The organism is Pseudomonas sp. NY15374 (assembly GCF_048068255.1).
GTDB lineage: Bacteria > Pseudomonadota > Gammaproteobacteria > Pseudomonadales > Pseudomonadaceae > Aquipseudomonas > Aquipseudomonas machongensis.
Genome location: NZ_JBLUPZ010000016.1, coordinates 15,154 through 33,756, shown reverse-complemented (window position 1 = coordinate 33,756; position 18,603 = coordinate 15,154). Strand labels below are relative to the sequence as shown.

Sequence of the window (18,603 nt, the reverse complement as noted above, 5' to 3'; positions counted from 1 at the left end):
CATCAGGCCGACCGTGGCATGCGCTGGCGGAATGTGCCTATAATCGCCGCCACTTTTTTGGTCAATCACGGGGGCAAAGCCCAATGAGCTACAGCAAGATTCCTGCGGGCAAGGACCTGCCGAACGACATCTACGTCGCCATCGAGATCCCTGCCAACCACGCGCCGATCAAATACGAGATCGACAAGGACAGCGATACCCTGTTCGTCGACCGTTTCATGGCGACCCCGATGTTCTACCCAGCCAACTACGGCTTCATCCCCAACACCCTGGCCGACGACGGTGATCCGCTGGACGTGCTGGTCGTCACCCCGTACCCGGTCGCCCCAGGCTCGGTGATCCGTGCCCGTCCGGTCGGCGTACTGAACATGACCGACGACGGCGGCGGCGACGCCAAGGTCATCGCCGTACCGCACGACAAGCTGTCGCAGCTGTACGTCGACGTGAAAGAGTACACCGACCTGCCGGCTCTGCTGATCCAGCAGATCGAGCACTTCTTCGCCAACTACAAGGATCTGGAGAAGGGCAAGTGGGTCAAGATCGAAGGCTGGGAAGGCGCTGACGCCGCCCGCGCCGCGATCACCAAGTCGGTTGCCGCCTACAAGGGCTGATGACTGCCTTGCCATGAAAAAGCCCGGCCATCTGTGCCGGGCTTTTTTATGCCTCTCGGATACAGACACCGTTTTCTTGCAGGGTCATCAAATGTCTCATCCAAAAATAAAAGAGAAATCCCACATCACCCTGCAAAAGCAGCCGACAACAGCCTCAGATTTCCACCCTTAGCATAAACACGCTGTTTATTTCCTCTCCTCGCACCACAATCTAGACTCGCCGCCATGAACAATTCCGGTGACCGTCTCAAGACACTCCTGCAGGAATGTGGCCTGACCCCTTCCGACTTCGCCGCCCAGCGCAATGTCACACCCCAGCACGTGAACAACTGGTTCAAACGGGGTATTCCCCTGGCGCGCCTGGACGAAATCGCCGACCTGTTCTGCGTCTATCGCCACTGGCTGCGCAGCGGCGAAGGCCCAAGCACCCGAGCCCGATCCTGCGCCCCGGCCTGCCACAGCCCGAAACCGCGCCCCCCGGCCATGGCGGCAGGCAGATCTGCGTCGATTTCCACCGCCTGCTCGACGGCCAGCTCATATCGGATCCGGAGCGCCACCTGCTGGTGTCGGCGCAGGCATTGGAGACGCTCGGCATCCTCCCGGAAAACGCCATTTGCCTGGACATGCCAGACGCTAACATGGCACCGCTGATCCCCATTGGCGCCGCCCTGGCCATCGACCGCAGCCTGACCCGCGTGGTCGACGGGCAGACCTACGCGCTGATGCACGAGGGCCGGTTGCGGGTGCACAGCCTCAGCCTGAACCATAACGGCACGCTGTGCCTGCACAGCCACGACCGACGCAACTACGCCGTCGAGCGCTATACCCCGGCCCAGCGCCACGCCCAGGGCATGCAGGTACTGGGGTGGGTATTCTGGTGGTCGTGGTTCAGCCGTCAGCGGCCCGTATGAACACCCGGTGCCAATTTTCGCTGGGCATCCCTGGCGAGCCCTAGTATGCTACGCGGCACATTTAGCCGAGGGTCGGCACAAGCCGCATCCCAGAGCACCTGACGACGCCCCACACGGCCGTTTGTCATCTTTTTCAGGCCTCGATGGCCAATCTGTTAAGGCGGTTGCGGCTTACCAAAAATTAGCCAAGCCCGTCCCCGAGAGCCGGCCACAAGCCGGCTTTTTACTGCCCGAAATCCAGCGCGCAATCCTTGCCCTTCGCGTTGTCTGCTACGCGGGTAGACTCGCTACCACGGCCCTGCCCCTGCTCAGGCGCAGCGCGTGACCAGTAGCCGTTCGCCGCGCAGTGTCACCTTCATATCCCCTTTCCCGTCAGCGTCCAGCAGACAGTCGGCAATCGCCGGCTCCAGCATCACCCGCACGCGTCGCCCAAGGGCCCTGGCCCCGAAACGTACGTCGTACCCAGCGATCAGCCAAGCCCGCGCCGACTCGTCCAACTGCACGCGGCGCTGAGGCCCCAGGCGCTGCGCCAGCCTGGCCAACTCGATATCCAGCAACGCTTCCAGCCAGCGCCCTTCGATGCGCTCGAACATGAGGATGCGGTCGATGCGATTGAGAAACTCCGGTTCGAAACGCTGGTGCAGCGCGCGCTCGAGCACCTGCGCCTCGGACTCGCCGAACAGCGCCAGCCATCGCCGCCATCCCCGACGCAACCGCCGCCCGGCCTCACGCGCCCCCACATTGCTGGTCATGAAAATCAGGCTGTTGCGAAAGTCCAGGGTGCGGTTGCCGCCCGCCAGGGTCAGGCGGCCGCTTTCCAGGATGCCCAGCAGGCTGCGCAGCACCTGGTCGCTGGCTTTTTCCAATTCATCGAACAACACGATGCCAGGGCGGCTGTAGCTGCCGGCAATCAGTGTCTCGTCGAACAGGCTGATGCCTTCCTTGCTGCCCACGTAGCCCGGCGGCGCGCCGGTCAACGACGCGGCGTAATGCTCCTGGGCCAGGGTCTGCATGTCGATGCGACCCAACGCGTCGGGGCGGCCATGGATGGCCTGGGCGAGCAGGCGCACGATCTCGGTCTTGCCGACCCCGGTCGGGCCCATGAACAGGTTCACGCCGAGCGGGCGCCCAGGGTCGCTGATGTCGGCCTTGAGCACCTTGAGCTGCGCCTCCACGGCCGCCAGCGCCACCTCCTGCCCGACGATGCGCTGGCGCAGCAGGCTCATCACCTGCTGCGGCTCGAACACGAAACGCGAGACCGGCGCACACGCCTGCAGAGACGACATGCCTCAACCCACGCTGCGTTCTTGGCCTTCGTGGGGCAACTGCCCCACCGGGCAATCGGCTACGCCGACCGTACGCCGGGTGATGCGCTCGACATTCTCCTGGGCTTTCTGCGCATCCAGTACCCAGGTGCGGTAGAACTCGAAGGGGCAGTCGGCCACGCCCTTGTCGCCGTCGCCAGAGTCGAACACCCCGGTGTAGCCCCGGTGCAGCAACTTGAACAGGTGGTTCTGCGACTGGTCGTTGGCACGTGCATCGCGGATCTGCGAGATCGACAACTGGGCGTACTGGATACCCATCTCCTCTTCACCACACTCCCCCAGGGTACGGCCATCGAAGCCGATGATCGCCGAATGGCCAAAGTACGAGTACACGCCATCGAACCCCGCGGCGTTGGCCACCGCGACGTAGCAGTTGTTGGCCCAGGCCATGCTCTTGGACATCTGCACCTGCTGCTCCTTGGCCGGGTACATGTAGCCTTGGCAGCGTACGATCAGTTCGGCACCCTTCATCGCGCAATCGCGCCAGATCTCCGGATAGTTGCCGTCGTCGCAGATGATCAGGCTGATCTTCATGCCCTTGGGGCCGTCGCAGACGTAGGTGCGATCGCCCGGGTACCAGCCCTCGATGGGGCACCAGGGGATGCACTTGCGATAGCGCTGGACGATCTGTCCCTGGTTGTCGATCAGCACCAGGGTGTTGTACGGCGCCTTGTGCGGGTGTTCCTCGTGACGCTCGCCGGTCAGGGAAAACACCCCCCAGGTGTTGGCGTCGCGGCAGGCCGCCGAGAAGATCGCAGTTTCCTCGCCCGGTATGCTCGCGGCAGTGGCCATCATCTCGTCGTGGTCATAGAGGATGCCCATGGTGCTGTACTCGGGGAAGACCACCAGGTCCATGCCTGGCAACCCCTGCTTCATGCCCTTGATCATTTCGCCGATCTTGCGGGCGTTATCGATGACTTCGGCCTTGCTGTGCAGGCGCGGCATCTTGTAGTTCACGACAGCAACGCCGACGGTGTCGGGGCTGCTGGAAATATCGCCGTGGCGCATGAAAACGAACCTCGTTCAGTGGCTGATCATCCAGGGCCGCGGCCCGGTCTTGCGCTTGAGGCCGAGTGGGTTGGCCTTGGTCGGCTCCACCGCCTTGCTTGGCGAACAACAACCACAGCCGGCCGGATGGCGCCGCTGCTGGTACTCGGCGACGGTCTGCGGCGCATGGGCGCTGCGTTCGTTGGTGGCGATGGCCTGGCGCTGGCTGGCGGACAGGGTGGCCAGTGCCGGCGCCGACACCTGCAATCCGCCGGCGGCCGTGCCGCAATACGGGCACTGGCACGGCTCGTGGCGCTGGGCGATCGGTCGCAGCATGCTGAAGGTGCCGCACGCGGGGCAGGCATATTCGTAGGTCGGCATGGCGGCATCTCCTTACAGGTCCGGGGCGATCGGCAGATCGACGCTGCCGTCCAGGTGCCGGGTCGGGCCGCTGGCGCTGGGATTGATGTCGAAATCGAAGATCTCGGTCGGCAGCCACAGGGTGGCGCAGGCGTTGGGGATGTCCACCACGCCGCTGATGTGCCCCTGCACCGGCGCCGAGCCCAGCAAGGCGTAGCCCTGGGCAGGGGAATAGCCGAACTTGGTCAGGTAATTGATGGCGTTCAGGCAAGCCTGGCGATAGGCGACGTTGACGTCCAGGTAGTGCTGCTGGCCGCTTTCATCTACCGAGATGCCTTCGAAGATCAGGTAGTTCTTGTAGTTCGGGGTAATCGGGCTGGGCTTGAATACCGGGTTCCTGATGCCGTACTTGGCCATGCCGCCCTTGATCAGCTCGACTTTCATGTGCACCCAGCCGGCCATCTCGATGGCGCCGCAGAAGGTAATCTCGCCATCGCCCTGGCTGAAGTGCAGGTCGCCCACCGACAGCCCGGCACCCTTGACGTACACCGGGAAGAAAATCTTCGAGCCCCGCGACAGGTCCTTGATATCGCAGTTGCCGCCATGCTCGCGCGGCGGCACGGTGCGCGCGCCGGTGGCGGCGGCATCGTCACGGGCCTGGCCCTTGAGCTTGCCCATGTGCGCGGTGGCGGCCAGCGGCGGGTTGGCCAGCGGCGGTACGCGGGTGGGGTTGGTGTCGATCAGTTCCTGCTCGCGGCGGTTCCAGGCGGCGAGCATCACCGGGTCTGGCAGGCAACCGATCAGCCCGGGGTGGATCAGGCCGGCGAAATTCACCCCAGGGATGTGCCGGGAGCTGGTGAACATACCCTTGAAATCCCAGATCGCCTTTTGTGCGCTGGGGAAGTGATCGGTGAGGAAACCGCCGCCGTTCTGCCGCGAGAAGAAGCCATTGAAGCCCCACATCGAGTCGGCCTTGGCGCCGATGTCGAGCAGGTCGACGACCAGCAGGTCACCCGGCTCGGCGCCCTGCACGCCCACCGGGCCGGACAGGTAGTGCACGGTCGACAGGTCGACATCGCGCACATCCGAGGCATCGTCGTTGTTCTTGATCGCCCCGGCGGTCCAGTCGTAGGTCTCGAGGATGAAGTCATCGCCCGGCTTGACCCAGCAAGCCATGGGGATGTCCGGGTGCCAGCGGTTGTGGATCTGCTCGTTTTCGGTGGCGGGCTGGTTGAGATCGACTTTGATCAGGGTATCGGTCATGGCAAAGCTCCTGGACAGTAAGGTTTAGTGCATTGCTGACAGTCTTGAACGCAGGTGCGGATCGGCCAATACGTCGGATGACGTAGCAGGCCCGCTACACCGAGAGGTAACGGCTGATGGTGGCTTCGTCGACGTTGGCGCGGGTCTCCTCGATCACGAAGCGGCCCTTCTCGATCACCAAAAAGCGGTCGGCAATCTCGAGGGTGAACGACAGCACCTGTTCGGAGACCACGATGGTCAGGTCGCGCAGGTCGCGGATCTCTTTCAGGGCGCGGGCGATGTCCTTGATGATCGACGGCTGGATGCCCTCGGTCGGTTCATCGAGCAGCAGCACCTTGGGGTTGGTCGCCAGGGCACGGGCAATCGCCAACTGCTGCTGTTGTCCGCCGGAGAGGTTGCCGCCCTTGCGTGCGCGCATGTCATGAAGCACCGGAAACAGTGCATAGAGGTCCTCGGGCACCTGGCCCTTGGCCGAGGCAGGCAAACCGGTCTGGATGTTTTCCAGCACGGTCATGCTGGGGAAGATCATCCGTCCCTGGGGCACGTAGGCAATGCCGTGCTCGACCCGTTCATGGGTGTCCAGGCCGGAGACTTCCCGGCCATCGACGCTGACCTGGCCGCGCCACTGTGGCAGCAGCCCCATCAGGCTCTTGAACAGCGTAGTCTTGCCCATGCCGTTACGCCCCATCACGGCGACGATTTCGCGCCTGGCCACCGCCAGGTCGAGGTCGTGGAGGATCTGGCTCTGGCCGTAGCCACAGGACAGTTGCTTGACGTTGAACATGCCGGCTTCCTCAGTGGCCCAGATAGACTTCGACGACCTTCGGGTTGTTCTGCACCGCCTCCATGCTGCCTTCGGCCAGGACCTTGCCCTGGTGCAGCACGGTGACCTTGTGCGCGATGCTCTTGACGAACTCCATGTCGTGCTCGATGACCAGCACCGACCGGCCCTGGCTGATGCGCTTGAGCAGCTCGGCGGTCTGTACCCGCTCGCCTACGCTCATGCCGGCGACCGGCTCGTCGAGCATCAGCAGGTCCGGGTCCTGCATCAGCAGCATGCCGATCTCCAGCCATTGCTTCTGGCCGTGGGACAGCAGGTCGGCCTGCTGCTCGAGCAGGTCACCGAGAAAGATCTCCCGCGCCACCTCCTCGACCCGCGCCACGACCGCCGCACTGCGCTTGAAGAACAGCGCGCCGAACACCTTGCGCCCGGCCGGATAGGACATCTCGAGGTTCTCGAACACCGTGAGGTTTTCGTAGATCGACGGGGTCTGGAACTTGCGCCCGACCCCGGCGCGCACGATGTTGAACTCTCGCATGCGGGTCAGCTCCTTGCCGTCGAACAGGATGCTGCCGCTGGTGGCGCGGGTCTTGCCGCAGATCAGGTCGAGGACCGTGGTCTTGCCGGCTCCGTTGGGGCCGATCACCACGCGCACCTCGTTGCGGTCGATGTACAGGTTGAGGTTGTCCACGGCCTTGAAGCCGTCGAAGGATACGGTCAGGCCCTCGATGGCCAGGACCGGTTTCTTCATCTCGAAACCGATGGGGCTCATGGCTGGGTCTCCAGGGAAGCAGGTTCAGGTGCAACGCTCGGTGTGCCAGGACGGCTCGCCGGCGCCACGGCCTCGGGTACAGGTGCCGGTCGTGGTGTACGTCGCAGCCAACGTGCCAGGGCCTGGCGCCCGTGGCTGTCCCACAGCCCGGCCAGGCCGTTGGGGAAGTACATGACCACGGCGATGAACAGCCCGCCCATCAGGTACAACCACAGCTCGGGGAGCGACTCGGAAAAGTAGGTCTTGCCGTAGTTCACCAGCAGCGCGCCATACACCGCGCCCAGCAGTGACATGCGCCCGCCGACAGCGGTGAAGATGACCATCTCGATAGAGGGCACGATGCCGACGAACGAGGGCGACATGAAGCCGACCTGCAGGGCGAACATCGCCCCGCCAATGGCCGAGAACGCCGCAGCGATGCAGAACACGAAGATCTTGAAGGTCGCCACGTCGTAACCGGAGAACCGGACCCGCTCCTCCTTGTCGCGCATCGCCATCAACAGCCGGCCCAGCTTGGACCTCAGCACGAAGCGGCCAATGAAGATGCAGCCGAACAGCAGCGCGGCGTTGATGAAGTACAGGATCAGCTTGGCGCTGTCGGTACGCAGGTCCCAGCCCATCAGGGTCTTGAGGTCGGTGATGCCGTTGACGCCACCGGTCAGGCCCTGCTGGCCGATGATCAGCACGGTGAGGATCAGCGCGATGGCCTGGGTGACGATGGAGAAGTACACGTCGCCCACCCGCCGCTTGAACAGCGCCATGCCAATCACGAAGGCCAGCAGCACCGGCACCAGGATCACCGCCAGCAGGGTGAAACCGAAGCTGTTGAACGGCACCCAGAACAGCGGCAGCTCGGTGAGCTGGTTCCAGTCCATGAAGTCGGGGATGCCCGGCGTGGTCTGGATCTTGGTGCTGACCGGGTCGGAGGCTTCAAGCTTGAGAAACATCGCCATGCAGTACCCGCCCACGCCGAAGAACACCCCCTGCCCCAGGCTGAGGATGCCGCCGTAGCCCCAGCACAACACCAGGCCCACGGCAACGAAGGCATAGGTCAGGTACTTGCCCACCATGTTCAGGCGGAAGGCGTCCAGGGTCAGCGGGAACACCACGAAAATCAGCAGCGCCAGCAGCGCCACGCCCAGCAGGTTGGGCTTGCCTGCCAGCATCTTGTCCAGAACGTTCATCGGCTCGCCTCTACTTGCGCACTTTGATGGAGAACAACCCTTGCGGGCGCAGCATCAGGATCAGGATCACCCCGGAGAGGGTCAGCACCTTGGCCATCGAGCCGCTGAGGAAGAACTCCGAGATCGATTGGGTCTGGGCGATGACGAAGGCCGAGGCCATGGTCCCGAACAGGCTCTGCGCGCCGCCGAAGACCACCACCAGGAAGGTGTCGACGATGTACTGCGCGCCCGAGGTGGGGCCAGTGGAGCCAATGGTGGTGAAGGCCGCGCCGGCCACCCCGGCCACGCCGCAACCCAGGGCGAACGTCATGCGGTCGACCTTGCGCGTGTTGATGCCCACCGCCCGGCTCATCAGGCGGTTCTGCACCGTGGCGCGCACATGCAGGCCCCAGCGTGAGCGATACAGCAGCACGAAGATGGCCGCCGTCAGCAACACGGTCAGGGCGATCATGAACAGGCCGTTGCGCGGGATCTCGATGGCGTCGGTGAGGTTGAACGAGCCCATCAGCCAATCCGGCGGCGTCGCACTGACCTCACGGGCACCGAACACCGAACGGAAGGTCTGCTGCATGACCAGCGACAGGCCCCAGGTCGCCAGCAGCGTATCGAGCGGGCGCTTGTACAAGCGGCTGATCATCGCCCACTCCACCAGCCAGCCGATGGCACCGGCGACCAGGAACGACAGGGCGATGGCGAAGAAAAAGTAGTATGGCTGGAAGCCCGGGGCGAAGTGGCTGGTCAGGCTGGAGCAGACGTAGGTGGTGTAGGCGCCGATGGTCAGGAACTCGCCGTGGGCCATGTTGATGACCCCCATCTGGCCAAAGATGATCGCCAGCCCCAGTGCCATCAACAGCAGCACGCAGAACACGGACAGGCCGTTGAACCCCTGCATCGCCGCGATGGCACCAAATTCCGATAGCCATTCCATGATGATGGTCTCCTGCTGTGGGATGGGAGCGCCGCGCCCCGGCATGCCAGGGCGAGGGCCGAGGGATTACTGGTAGCCCTTGGGGAAGGGGTTCGGCTCGATCAGGTCGGACTCGTAGACCACCTTGAACTGGCCGTTGGGCTGCACTTCGCCGATGCGCGTCTTGCTCCACAGGTGATGGTTCTCGTGCACCTTCACGTAGCCTTCCGGTGCAGTGGTGAGCTCGATGCCTGGCGAGGCGGCGACCACCTTGTCGACGTCGAAGCTGCCGGCCTTCTCCACCGCAGCCTTCCACAGCCATGGGCCGAGGTAGGCGGCCTGGGTCACGTCGCCGATCACCGCGTCCTTGCCGTACTTGGCCTTGAAGGCCTCGACGAAGGCTTTGTTGTTGGGGTTGTCGAGGCTCTGGAAGTACTTCATCGAGGCGTAGAAACCGGCCATGTTCTCGCCGCCGATCCCCAGCAGTTCGTCCTCGGTCACCGACAGGGTCAGCAGGGTCTGCTTGGCCGCGTTCACGCCGGCGGCGTTGAGTTGCTTGTAGAAGGCCACGTTGGAGCCACCGACCACGGCGGCGAACACCACGTCGGGCTTCTTCAGCTTGACCTTGTTGATCAGCGAGCCGAACTGGGTGTTGCCCAGTGGGTAGTAGTCCTCGCCGACCACCGTGCCGTGCAGCACGTTCTCGATGTGCTTGCGCGCGATCTTCATCGAGGTGCGTGGCCAGATGTAGTCCGAACCGACCAGGTAGAAGGTCTTGGCGCCCTTGGTCTTGGCGATCCAGTCGAGGCTGGCGAGAATCTGCTGGGTCGCCTCCTGGCCGGTGTAGATGACGTTCTTGGACTGTTCCAGGCCTTCGTAGAAGGTCGGGTAGTACAGCAAGCCGTTCTCTTTCTCGAAGATCGGCAGCACGGCCTTGCGCGAGGCCGAGGTCCAGCAGCCAAACACCGTGGCGACCTTGTCGTTGACCAGCAGCTTCTTGGCTTTTTCGGCGAAGGTCGGCCAATCGGAGGCGCCGTCTTCCTGAACCACCTTGATCTGCCGACCCAGCACGCCGCCGGCGGCGTTGATCTGGTCGATGGCCAGGCGCTCGGCCTGGATCGAACCGGTTTCGGAAATCGCCATGGTGCCGGTGGCCGAATGCAACTGACCGACCGTGACTTCGGTGGCAGTAACGGCCAGGCCAGTGCTGTTGGCCTCGTCGGCCAGTGCGCCCTGGCTGAACACGCTCGCCGCCAGCAACGACAGCGCGGCGGCGCCCAGCGCCAGGCGGCGTGGCAACAGACCTTTGGTGCGGATCAATCGTGGTTCCATGCTGCTACTCCTATGCGGTGGTGGCATCAGCATGGAGCTGCACGACAGCGGCAGGTATACGCAGCCTGACGTAGCGGCGTACGTCATTTGACGTAGGGTGAATTGCACCAGCTTGGGGCAGGATGCCGGGGCGACTGTCTTTGTGAGTCAGTGGCGGCCTCTTCGCGGGTAAACCCGCTCCCACAGGTACCCCGCTGATTTCGGAGCCTGCGGGGTACCTGTGGTCGCGGCCCCGACAATCCCGGGGCATGAAACTTGCTCGATTCCCAACCACACCCGCCAGGCACGGACCGCCACCACCGCAGGAGCCACCTCACCGTGCCAGCCCCCGGTACCCAGCGCATCGCCAAGATCCGCCGCGACTACAACCGCTGGGTCGCCGACGAGACCATGGAGGACTACGCCCTGCGCTACACCCCCAAGTCGTTTCGCAAATGGTCGGAAACCCGCATCGCCAACACCGCCCTGGGCGCGGTGTCGTTCCTGGCCCTGGAAGCGATCGGCGGGGTACTGGCGCTGAGCTATGGCTTCACCAACACCTTCTGGGCGATCCTGGCGGCGAGCCTGGTGATCTTCTTCACCGGCCTGCCCATCAGCTACTACGCCGCCCGCTACGGTGTGGACATGGACCTTCTGACCCGGGGCGCCGGCTTCGGTTACATCGGCTCGACCATCACCTCGCTGATCTATGCCAGCTTCACCTTCCTGTTCTTCGCCCTGGAAGCGGCGATCATGGCCCTGGCCCTGGAGATGTACTTCCACATCCCGCTGGCCTTCGCCTATGTCATCTGCTCGCTGCTGGTGATTCCGCTGGTCGCCTATGGCGTGACCCTGATCAGCCGCCTGCAACTGTGGACCCAGCCCCTGTGGCTGGTGCTACTGGTGCTGCCCTACCTGTTCGTGCTGCTGAAAAACCCCCAGGCCTTCAGCGACTGGACCAGCTTCCAGGGCCGTAGCGCCAGCGGCGGCGATTTCAACCTGCTGGCGTTCTGCGCCGCCTGTACCGTGGCGCTGTCGCTGGTGACGCAGATCGGCGAGCAGGTCGACTACCTGCGCTTTCTCCCCGAAAAGACCGCGGCCAACCGCAAGCGCTGGTGGGCCGCACTGCTGTGTGCCGGCCCCGGCTGGATCGTCCCGGGCGCCCTGAAGATGGCCGGCGGCGCCTTCCTGGCGTTTCTTGCCCTGCAGCACGAGATCCCCATCGAGCACGCCGCCGAACCCACGCAGATGTACCTGGTGGCCTTTCATTACGTGTTCGCCTCACCGGAGTGGGCACTGGGGGCGATGGTGCTGTTCGTGTTCGTCTCGCAGATGAAGATCAACCTGACCAACGCCTACGCCGGCTCCCTGGCCTGGTCGAACTTCTTCGCCCGGGTCACCCACAGCCACCCTGGGCGCGTGGTATGGCTGGTGTTCAACGTGGCGATCGCCCTGATGCTGATGGAGCTGGGCGTGTTCGATGCCATCGAGCAGGTACTCGGGCTCTACGCCAACATCGCCACGGCATGGATCGGCTCGGTGGTCGCCGACCTGGTGATCAACAAACCCCTGGGGCTGTCACCGAAACACATCGAGTTCAAACGCGCGCACCTGTACGACATCAACCCGGTGGGCGTCGGTTCGATGCTGATTGCCTCACTGCTGTCCATGCTCGCCCACGTCGGCCTGTTCGGCGCCCTGGCCCAGGCCGCACCGCCGCTCATCGCCCTGGCCACGGCGCTGCTGGCGACCCCCGTGCTGGCGGTGCTCACGCGCAGCCGCTACTACATCGCCCGCAGCAGCGACCCGCTGCAGTTGCAGCCCCTGACACCACTCACCCAGGTCACCTGCGGCCTGTGCAGCAACCCGTTCGAAAGCGCCGACCTGGCGTTCTGCCCAGCCTACGCCACGCCGATCTGCTCGTTGTGCTGTTCGCTGGACGCCCGTTGTGGCGACCGCTGCAAACCTCCACAGGCACGGCTGTCGGCACAGTTCGAGAGCCTGCTGCGCTGGCTGCTGCCCAACACCGAACTGCCGCGCCTGCACACACGCCTGATGCACTATCTCGGCCTGCTGCTGGTGTTGATCCTGTTGCTCAGCGGCGCCCTGGCACTGATCTACGGCCAGGCCTCGCAGGCCCTGCCCGTCTCGGCCCAGGCCACCCTGCAACAAGCGTTCTTCAAGGCCTTTCTGGTGCTGTCGGTGCTGGCGGCGATCCTCGCCTGGTGGACCGTGCTGACCCGCGAGAGCCGCCACGTGGCCCAGGAAGAGTCGAACCGCCAGACCCAATTGCTGATGCAGGAGATCGCCGCGCACCGGGTCACCGACCAGGCCCTGCAGGACGCCAAGGAAGCCTCCGAGGCCGCCAACGCGGCCAAGAGCCGCTACATCACCGGGTTGTCCCACGAGCTGCGCACGCCGCTCAACAGCATCCTCGGTTTCACCCAGGTCCTGCAGCGTGACGCGGCCATGCCGGCCCAGCACCAGGATGCCCTGGCGACCATCCTGCGCAGCGGCTCGCACCTGTTGTCGCTGATCGACGGCCTGCTCGACGTGGCCAAGATCGAGGCCGGCAAGCTGCGCCTGGAGCAAACCGAGATCCCCTTCCCCGAACTGCTCCACGACCTGGAGCTGATGTTCACCCCGCAAGCACGCGACAAAGGCCTGCGCTTTCACCTGGAGCCGCTCGGTGCGCTACCGGCGGTGGTACGCGGCGACGAGAAACGAGTGCGGCAGATCCTCATCAACCTGCTCGGCAATGCGGTCAACTTCACCGACAGCGGTGAAGTGCGTCTGCGTGTGGGCTACCTGCGCGAAACTGCGACCTTCGAAATCATCGACACCGGCATCGGCATCGACCCTGGCCAGCTCGAGCGACTCTTCCAGCCATTCGAGCGCGGCGACCTGATGCGCCAGGACAAGGGGGTTGGCCTGGGCCTGACCATCACCCGCATGCTCACCTCGCTGATGGGCGGCGAACTGCAGGTGCGCAGCGAGCGGGACAAAGGCACCTGCTTCCAGGTGCGCCTGTATCTGCCCCAGGTGCGCGCACCGCAGGCGGTGGTGCACGTGGCCCACGACATCATCGGCTACGACGGCCCCCCGCAGCGCGTGCTGGTGGTGGACGACCACGTCGACCACCGCAAGGTGCTCAGCGGCATGCTCACGCCGCTGGGGTTCGAGGTGGTGCAGGCCAGTAATGGCCATGAAGCGATCCGCCAGGTCGCCCTGCTCGGCCCGGACCTGATCCTCATGGACCTGTCGATGCCCGGCATGGATGGCTGGGACACCAGTCGGCTGATCCGTCGCAACGCCTTGTCCAAGGCTCCGATCATCGTCATCTCGGCCAACGCCCTCAACGACGAGCGCGCCCTGGCCAGCACCTGCAACGACTACCTGGCAAAGCCCGTGCGCACCCCCGACCTGCTCGAGCGCATCCAGCGCCAGCTCGGCCTGCAGTGGCGCCGCCGCCAGGCCACAGGCGCCTGCACGCAACGCGTGTTGCCGGCCTACGCCGAACTGGTGGCCCTGGGCGAGCTCAGCGCCATCGGCCATGTGCATGGCATCAAGGCCCGGCTCGATGCAATCCAGGCCGAGGCGCCCGAGACGGCAGCCTTCCTCGACACGCTACGCCCGCTGCTGCGGCAATTTCGCCTGGACGAACTCACCCGCACCCTCAAGGAGGCCGAAGATGAATGCGCTGACCACCGCCCCTGAACCTGGCGTCGTGCTGATCGTAGACGACACCCCGGACAACCTCGCGCTGTTGTCCGACGCCCTCAACGACGCCGGACACATGGTGCTGGTCGCCCTCGATGGCCTGAGCGCACTGAACCGCATCGAACGCCGACGCCCGGACCTGATCCTGCTCGATGCGATGATGCCGGGCCTGGACGGTTTCGAGACCTGCCGGCGCATCAAGGCGCAGCCTGCCAGCAGCGACATCCCGGTGCTGTTCATGACCGCCCTCACCGAAAGCGCACATGTGGTGCAAGGCTTCGAAGTCGGTGGCAGCGACTACGTGACCAAGCCGATCCGCATCGACGAAGTATTGGCCCGCGTTGCCGCCCATCTGCGCACCTCTCGCTCGTTGCTGTCGGCACGCGCAGCCTCGCAGCCTGCGCCCCTGAGCCTGGACGATGCGCCGGCCAGCCGGTTGCTGTCGGCGCGTTTCCAGTTGACCGGACGCGAAGTCGAGGTGCTGCGCTGGGTGGCCTGCGGCAAGACCAACCGCGACATCGGTACCATCCTCGACCTGAGCCCACGCACCGTGAACAAGCACCTGGAGCATGTGTACATCAAGCTGGGGGTGGAAACCCGTACCGCTGCCACCGCGGTGGTGCTGGCGGCGCTGAGCCGCGATGGCAGCACCCTGGACAATGTACTTGCCTGAGCGGGCCTCTTTGCGGACAAGTCGGGGCGCCGAACCGTCGCACCCACAAAGGACGGAGGCCCCCGCGACAGGGTCGATACCTCAGCCCAGCAGGACCTGCTGGATGCGCTCCAGCCCCCAGTCCAACTCGTCGCGGCTGATGCACAGCGGCGGCGCGATGCGCAGCACGGTCTCGTGGGTTTCCTTGGCCAGCACGCCCAGCGCCATCAGTGCCTCGCAGTATGGCCGCGCAGGGCGATCCAGCTCGATCCCGACCCACAGCCCACGGCCACGGATATCACGCACGAACGGCACGGCCATCTCACGCAAGCGCTGTTGCAGGTAGGCGCCAAGCTCGGCACTGTTGTGCGCCAGTTGCTCGTCTTCCAGCACGCGCAGCGCCTCCAGGCCTACCGCTGCCGCCAGCGGATTGCCGCCGAAGGTCGAACCATGGCTGCCGGCATCGAACAGGTCCATCAATGCGTGATCGGCGATGAACGCCGAGACCGGCAGGATCCCGCCGCCCAGCGCCTTGCCGACGATCAGGCCATCCGGGCGAATGCCCTCGTGCTCGAAGGCGAAGGTCTTGCCGGTACGCCCAAGGCCGGACTGGATTTCGTCAAGAATCAGCAGGGTGTTGGTGGCGTCGCACAGCTCGCGCAACTGACGCAGGAACCCCTGTGGCGGCACGCGAATGCCGGCCTCGCCCTGGATCGGCTCGATCAGCACGGCGCAGGTATCCGGACCGATGGCTGCACGGAAGCTATCGATATCGCCGAAGGTCGCCGTGTCGAAACCGTCGCTGAACGGGCCGAAGCCATCCTTGTACTGCGGCTCGGTGGAGAACCCGACGATGGTAGTGGTGCGACCATGGAAGTTGTCGGTGGCAGTGACGATACGCGCCTTGTCACGGGCGATGCCCTTGACCCGATAGCCCCAGCGACGCGCGGCCTTGATCGCGGTCTCCACCGCCTCGGCACCGCTGTTCATCGGCAAGGCGGCCTCGAAGCCTGCGATCTCGCACAGGGCTTCGAGGAAGTGACCGAGGGTTTCGGAGTGGAAGGCTCGCGATACCACGCTGACCTTCTGCAACTGGGCGATGGCGGCAGCGACGATGCGCGGGTGGGCGTGGCCATGGCTGACCGCCGAGTAGGCCGACATCATGTCCAGGTAGCGCTTGCCGTCGCAGTCCTCGACCCAGACACCCTGGGCACGGCTGATGGCCACCGGCAGCGGCGAGTAATTGTTGGCGCCGAAGCGCTGTTCACGGTCGATGATACGGGTGATGTTCATGAAAACTCCTGATCAGGCGCTGAGCAGCTTGCCGGTGCGAATGGGGGTGGTGCCGGTGACGCGTCCCAGCGGATCGCCAGGGCGCACGAAGCGCACGTCGCGGCGCATGTACAACACGCCAGCGGTGGCGCTGCGGACCGTGGTCACCTCGCCGCTGAGCGGGTCGATCAGGTCGAACATCGGTTCGCCCGGCTGCACCTGGGCGCCCAGGGCAACGCGGTGCACCAGCACGCCACCGACCGGAGCGATGAACTGCTCGCTGCCAGCCAGCGGGGTGCCCGGCCACAGCAGTTCCGGCAGCGCTGCCGGCTCGCCGCTGATGAAGCCGGCATGGCACAGGTAGTCGGTGATCGCGCTGGCATCCTGTTGCGCCAGGGCGCTATCGACGTCGCGCTGGCCACGGTGCTCGACGGTCACGCAGGCATTGCCCAGCGGGATCGGGTAGGCGCCTTGCAGACGCTCGCGCAGGCGCCACCAGACCAGGCTCAGCGCCTCGTCGAACGACAGCGCCTGGGAGTCCACCGACAGCAGCGAAGCCTTCGCGCCAATGTAGCGGGCCAGCGGCTCGACCTGCTCCCAGCTCCATTCGGAGGTGTACAGGTGCATCACCGCCTCACGCGAGCAGTGCAGGTCCAGGACCAGGTCGGCATCGTGTGCCAGCAGCATCAGCCGACGCTGCAGCGACGCCATTTCATCGCGCGGGGCGATCGCCTCCAGGCTTTGCTGCCAGGCGGCGCGCACAGCCTTGAGGTTGTGCTGGGCATCGTCGGTGAGTTCCCCTTCCACCCGCTGCAGGATCGCCTCGAGCGGGAAGGGAAAATCACGGTTGTAGTTGCGCCCGCTGGCCAGTTCGAAACGTCCGCTCGGCGCGCCCATGACGAACTGGGCGAGCCCTGCCGGGTTGGCCACCGGCACCAGGACGATCTGTGCCGTCAGCCGGCCAGCCGCCTCCAGCGCCAACAGGCGCTGGCGCAGGTCGGTGGCGACCAGCATCGCCGGCGTTTCGTCGGCGTGCAGGCAGGCCTGGATGTACACCTTCCTGGTATAGACGTCCGGCCCAAAGTGCTCGCTGACGATCTCGCGTTGGGTGCCGTGGGTGGCAGTGAGCAGTGGATGTGCGATTCGTTTCATACAGAATTCCATGGCCGCGGGCGGCGTCGTTCATGAAGCAGAAGGCAAGCCACCTCCCGCGGGAAACCCGGCGCTACCAGAGCGCCCAGGTGTACCCCACGATGAAGCGGTTCTCGTTGATGTCGTTGGCATAGCTGGAGTTGAGCTGGGCGTTGCGCCAGCGCAAGGACAAGCCCTTGACCAGGCCGGACTGCACCACGTAGCCGATATCCAGGTCGCGCTCCCACTCACGGCCCTGCTCGCCGACCAGCCTGGTGGTCTCGATGCCCCAGCCCTGGGCGTAGCGCATGCCGAAGGTCAGGCCCGGCACGCCGAGGGCGGCGAAGTCGTACTCGTAGCGGGCATGCCAGGCACGCTCGTTGGTCTGCGAGAAGTTGACCAATTGATACTCGGTGAACAGGTAGGTGTTGGCGCCATCGACATACGGGAACGGGGTGTCGCCGTACTGCTTCTGGTAGCCCACGCCGAAGTTGTGGCCAGCCCACTCGTAGCTGAAGCGGGTGCTCAGCGCGCGGTTGTCGACCTTGCCGGCCAGGCCTGCGCCGTCCTTGTCGGCATCCCAGTAGCGCAGCTCGCTGCGCACGGTGCCGGGGCCGAACTTGAAGGCGTGCTTGAGGCCGAAGAAGTGCTGCTGGTAGAGGCGCTCGAGCTCGCCGTAGTAGTAGCTCAGCTGCAGGTCCGGCAGCAGGTTGTAGTCACCGCCCGCGTAGCGGAACTGATTGCTGGTGGCGGCTTTGTAGGCGCCGTTCTGGGCGGTCATGCTCATGGTTTCGCGGTCGGTCGACTCGCGGTCACGCATGCGGTCGAACTGGCCCAGGCCCAAGGTCAGGTTGGAAATGTCCTTGGAACTGACAGTCGCGCCCTGGAAGGTCTGCGGGAACAGACGGCTGGTGTTGGGTTGCAACACCGGCAGCTTGGGCACCTGCTCGCCGACGCGCAGCTCGGTCTTGCTGATGCGCACCTTGCCGGCCACGCCGAGCTTGGAGTACTCATCGGCGGCACGTCCGTCACTGCCCTTGGGCAGCAGGCCGGTGCCGGAACGGTCGGGGCTGGAGTCCAGCTTCACGCCCAGCATGCCGGTGACATCCAGGCCGAAGCCGACGGTGCCTGGGGTGTAGCCGGAGATGAAGTTGAAGGTGAAACCCTGCGCCCACTCATCACGCTTGGACTGCTTGGCCGCTTCGCGGTAGTCGCGGTTGAAGTAGTAGTTCTTGGTATCCAGGTTGGCGCTGGAGTCCTTGAAGAAGTCGGCCATGGCCGCCCCCGGCAGGACCGTGACGACGCTCGCGCCCATCAGGATTTTCTTGAAATCTCGGTTCATGTCTGTGCTCCCCACCTTCTTGCTTTTTTCGTTGTTGGATGTTTTGAAGGCATGACTTCCCCCTGGGCGCTCAA

At 64.8% G+C, this 18,603-nt stretch carries 15 protein-coding genes and 1 pseudogene; 4 read left to right on the top strand and 12 right to left on the bottom strand.

What is annotated here, in order from left to right:
* The first annotated feature begins 83 nt into the window (after positions 1-83).
* Together ppa and ACNFHO_RS25235 are read left to right on the top strand one after the other, a co-directional pair.
* Positions 84-611 carry an inorganic diphosphatase gene (gene ppa / locus ACNFHO_RS25240; RefSeq protein ID WP_003255365.1) on the top strand — a complete coding sequence of 176 codons (528 nt, stop codon included), beginning with the start codon at positions 84-86 and terminating at the stop codon, positions 609-611.
* Between the two features lie 225 nt (positions 612-836).
* Positions 837-1,522, top strand: a pseudogene (locus tag ACNFHO_RS25235) (LexA family transcriptional regulator).
* Positions 1,523-1,830: 308 nt separating this feature from the next.
* Here the strand turns inward: ACNFHO_RS25235 and ACNFHO_RS25230 are convergent.
* The 9 genes from ACNFHO_RS25230 to urtA all read right to left on the bottom strand — a co-directional run bounded on the left by ACNFHO_RS25230 (position 1,831) and on the right by urtA (position 10,433).
* On the bottom strand, positions 1,831-2,808 hold the full coding sequence (locus tag ACNFHO_RS25230) for an AAA family ATPase (protein WP_416767737.1): 978 nt from the start codon (positions 2,806-2,808) through the stop codon (positions 1,831-1,833).
* A gap of 3 nt (positions 2,809-2,811) precedes the next feature.
* Positions 2,812-3,855, bottom strand: coding sequence for an aliphatic amidase (locus ACNFHO_RS25225; protein ID WP_416767736.1), 1,044 nt, complete (start codon positions 3,853-3,855; stop codon positions 2,812-2,814).
* Between the two features lie 15 nt (positions 3,856-3,870).
* A complete protein-coding gene (locus ACNFHO_RS25220; protein ID WP_416767735.1) occupies positions 3,871-4,215 on the bottom strand; it encodes an FmdB family zinc ribbon protein in 345 nt (114 codons plus the stop codon).
* Between the two features lie 12 nt (positions 4,216-4,227).
* Positions 4,228-5,457: a formamidase gene (fmdA, locus tag ACNFHO_RS25215; RefSeq protein WP_063542572.1), complete on the bottom strand. Its 1,230-nt coding sequence runs from the start codon at positions 5,455-5,457 to the stop codon at positions 4,228-4,230.
* A 94-nt stretch (positions 5,458-5,551) separates the two neighbouring features.
* On the bottom strand, positions 5,552-6,241 hold the full coding sequence (urtE, locus tag ACNFHO_RS25210) for an urea ABC transporter ATP-binding subunit UrtE (protein ID WP_054892780.1): 690 nt from the start codon (positions 6,239-6,241) through the stop codon (positions 5,552-5,554).
* 10 nt (positions 6,242-6,251) lie between these two features.
* Entirely contained in the window at positions 6,252-7,010 is a 759-nt protein-coding gene (gene urtD / locus ACNFHO_RS25205; protein ID WP_416767733.1) for an urea ABC transporter ATP-binding protein UrtD, read from the bottom strand.
* Positions 7,007-8,194 (bottom strand): urea ABC transporter permease subunit UrtC, encoded by a 1,188-nt coding sequence (urtC, locus tag ACNFHO_RS25200; RefSeq protein ID WP_197893434.1) that lies wholly within the window; start codon positions 8,192-8,194, stop codon positions 7,007-7,009. Before urtC ends, urtD begins: the two co-directional genes overlap by 4 nt.
* A 10-nt stretch (positions 8,195-8,204) precedes the next feature.
* Positions 8,205-9,122, bottom strand: a complete 918-nt coding sequence (gene urtB, locus ACNFHO_RS25195) for an urea ABC transporter permease subunit UrtB (protein WP_054892777.1) — start codon at positions 9,120-9,122, stop codon at positions 8,205-8,207.
* A 66-nt stretch (positions 9,123-9,188) separates the two neighbouring features.
* The gene (gene urtA, locus ACNFHO_RS25190; RefSeq protein ID WP_200603968.1) at positions 9,189-10,433 is read right to left on the bottom strand and encodes an urea ABC transporter substrate-binding protein; all 1,245 of its coding nucleotides are present in this window, start codon (positions 10,431-10,433) and stop codon (positions 9,189-9,191) included.
* A 318-nt stretch (positions 10,434-10,751) separates the two neighbouring features.
* Here urtA and ACNFHO_RS25185 point away from each other — a divergent pair, with 318 nt between their 5' ends.
* Positions 10,752-14,129, top strand: coding sequence for an ATP-binding protein (locus ACNFHO_RS25185; RefSeq protein WP_416767730.1), 3,378 nt, complete (start codon positions 10,752-10,754; stop codon positions 14,127-14,129).
* On the top strand, positions 14,104-14,805 hold the full coding sequence (locus ACNFHO_RS25180; protein WP_416767729.1) for a response regulator: 702 nt from the start codon (positions 14,104-14,106) through the stop codon (positions 14,803-14,805). The genes ACNFHO_RS25185 and ACNFHO_RS25180 overlap by 26 nt, the downstream gene beginning before the upstream one ends.
* Before the next feature lie 81 nt (positions 14,806-14,886).
* On the opposite strand, the gene rocD is transcribed toward ACNFHO_RS25180, so the two are convergent.
* The 3 genes from rocD to ACNFHO_RS25165 all read right to left on the bottom strand — a co-directional run bounded on the left by rocD (position 14,887) and on the right by ACNFHO_RS25165 (position 18,529).
* Entirely contained in the window at positions 14,887-16,077 is a 1,191-nt protein-coding gene (gene rocD, locus ACNFHO_RS25175) for an ornithine--oxo-acid transaminase (protein ID WP_197893432.1), read from the bottom strand.
* 12 nt (positions 16,078-16,089) lie between these two features.
* Positions 16,090-17,208, bottom strand: a complete 1,119-nt coding sequence (locus tag ACNFHO_RS25170; protein ID WP_416767728.1) for a succinylglutamate desuccinylase/aspartoacylase family protein — start codon at positions 17,206-17,208, stop codon at positions 16,090-16,092.
* Positions 17,209-17,281: 73 nt separating this feature from the next.
* Positions 17,282-18,529: an OprD family porin gene (locus ACNFHO_RS25165; protein ID WP_416767726.1), complete on the bottom strand. Its 1,248-nt coding sequence runs from the start codon at positions 18,527-18,529 to the stop codon at positions 17,282-17,284.
* Between the last annotated feature and the right edge of the window lie 74 nt (positions 18,530-18,603).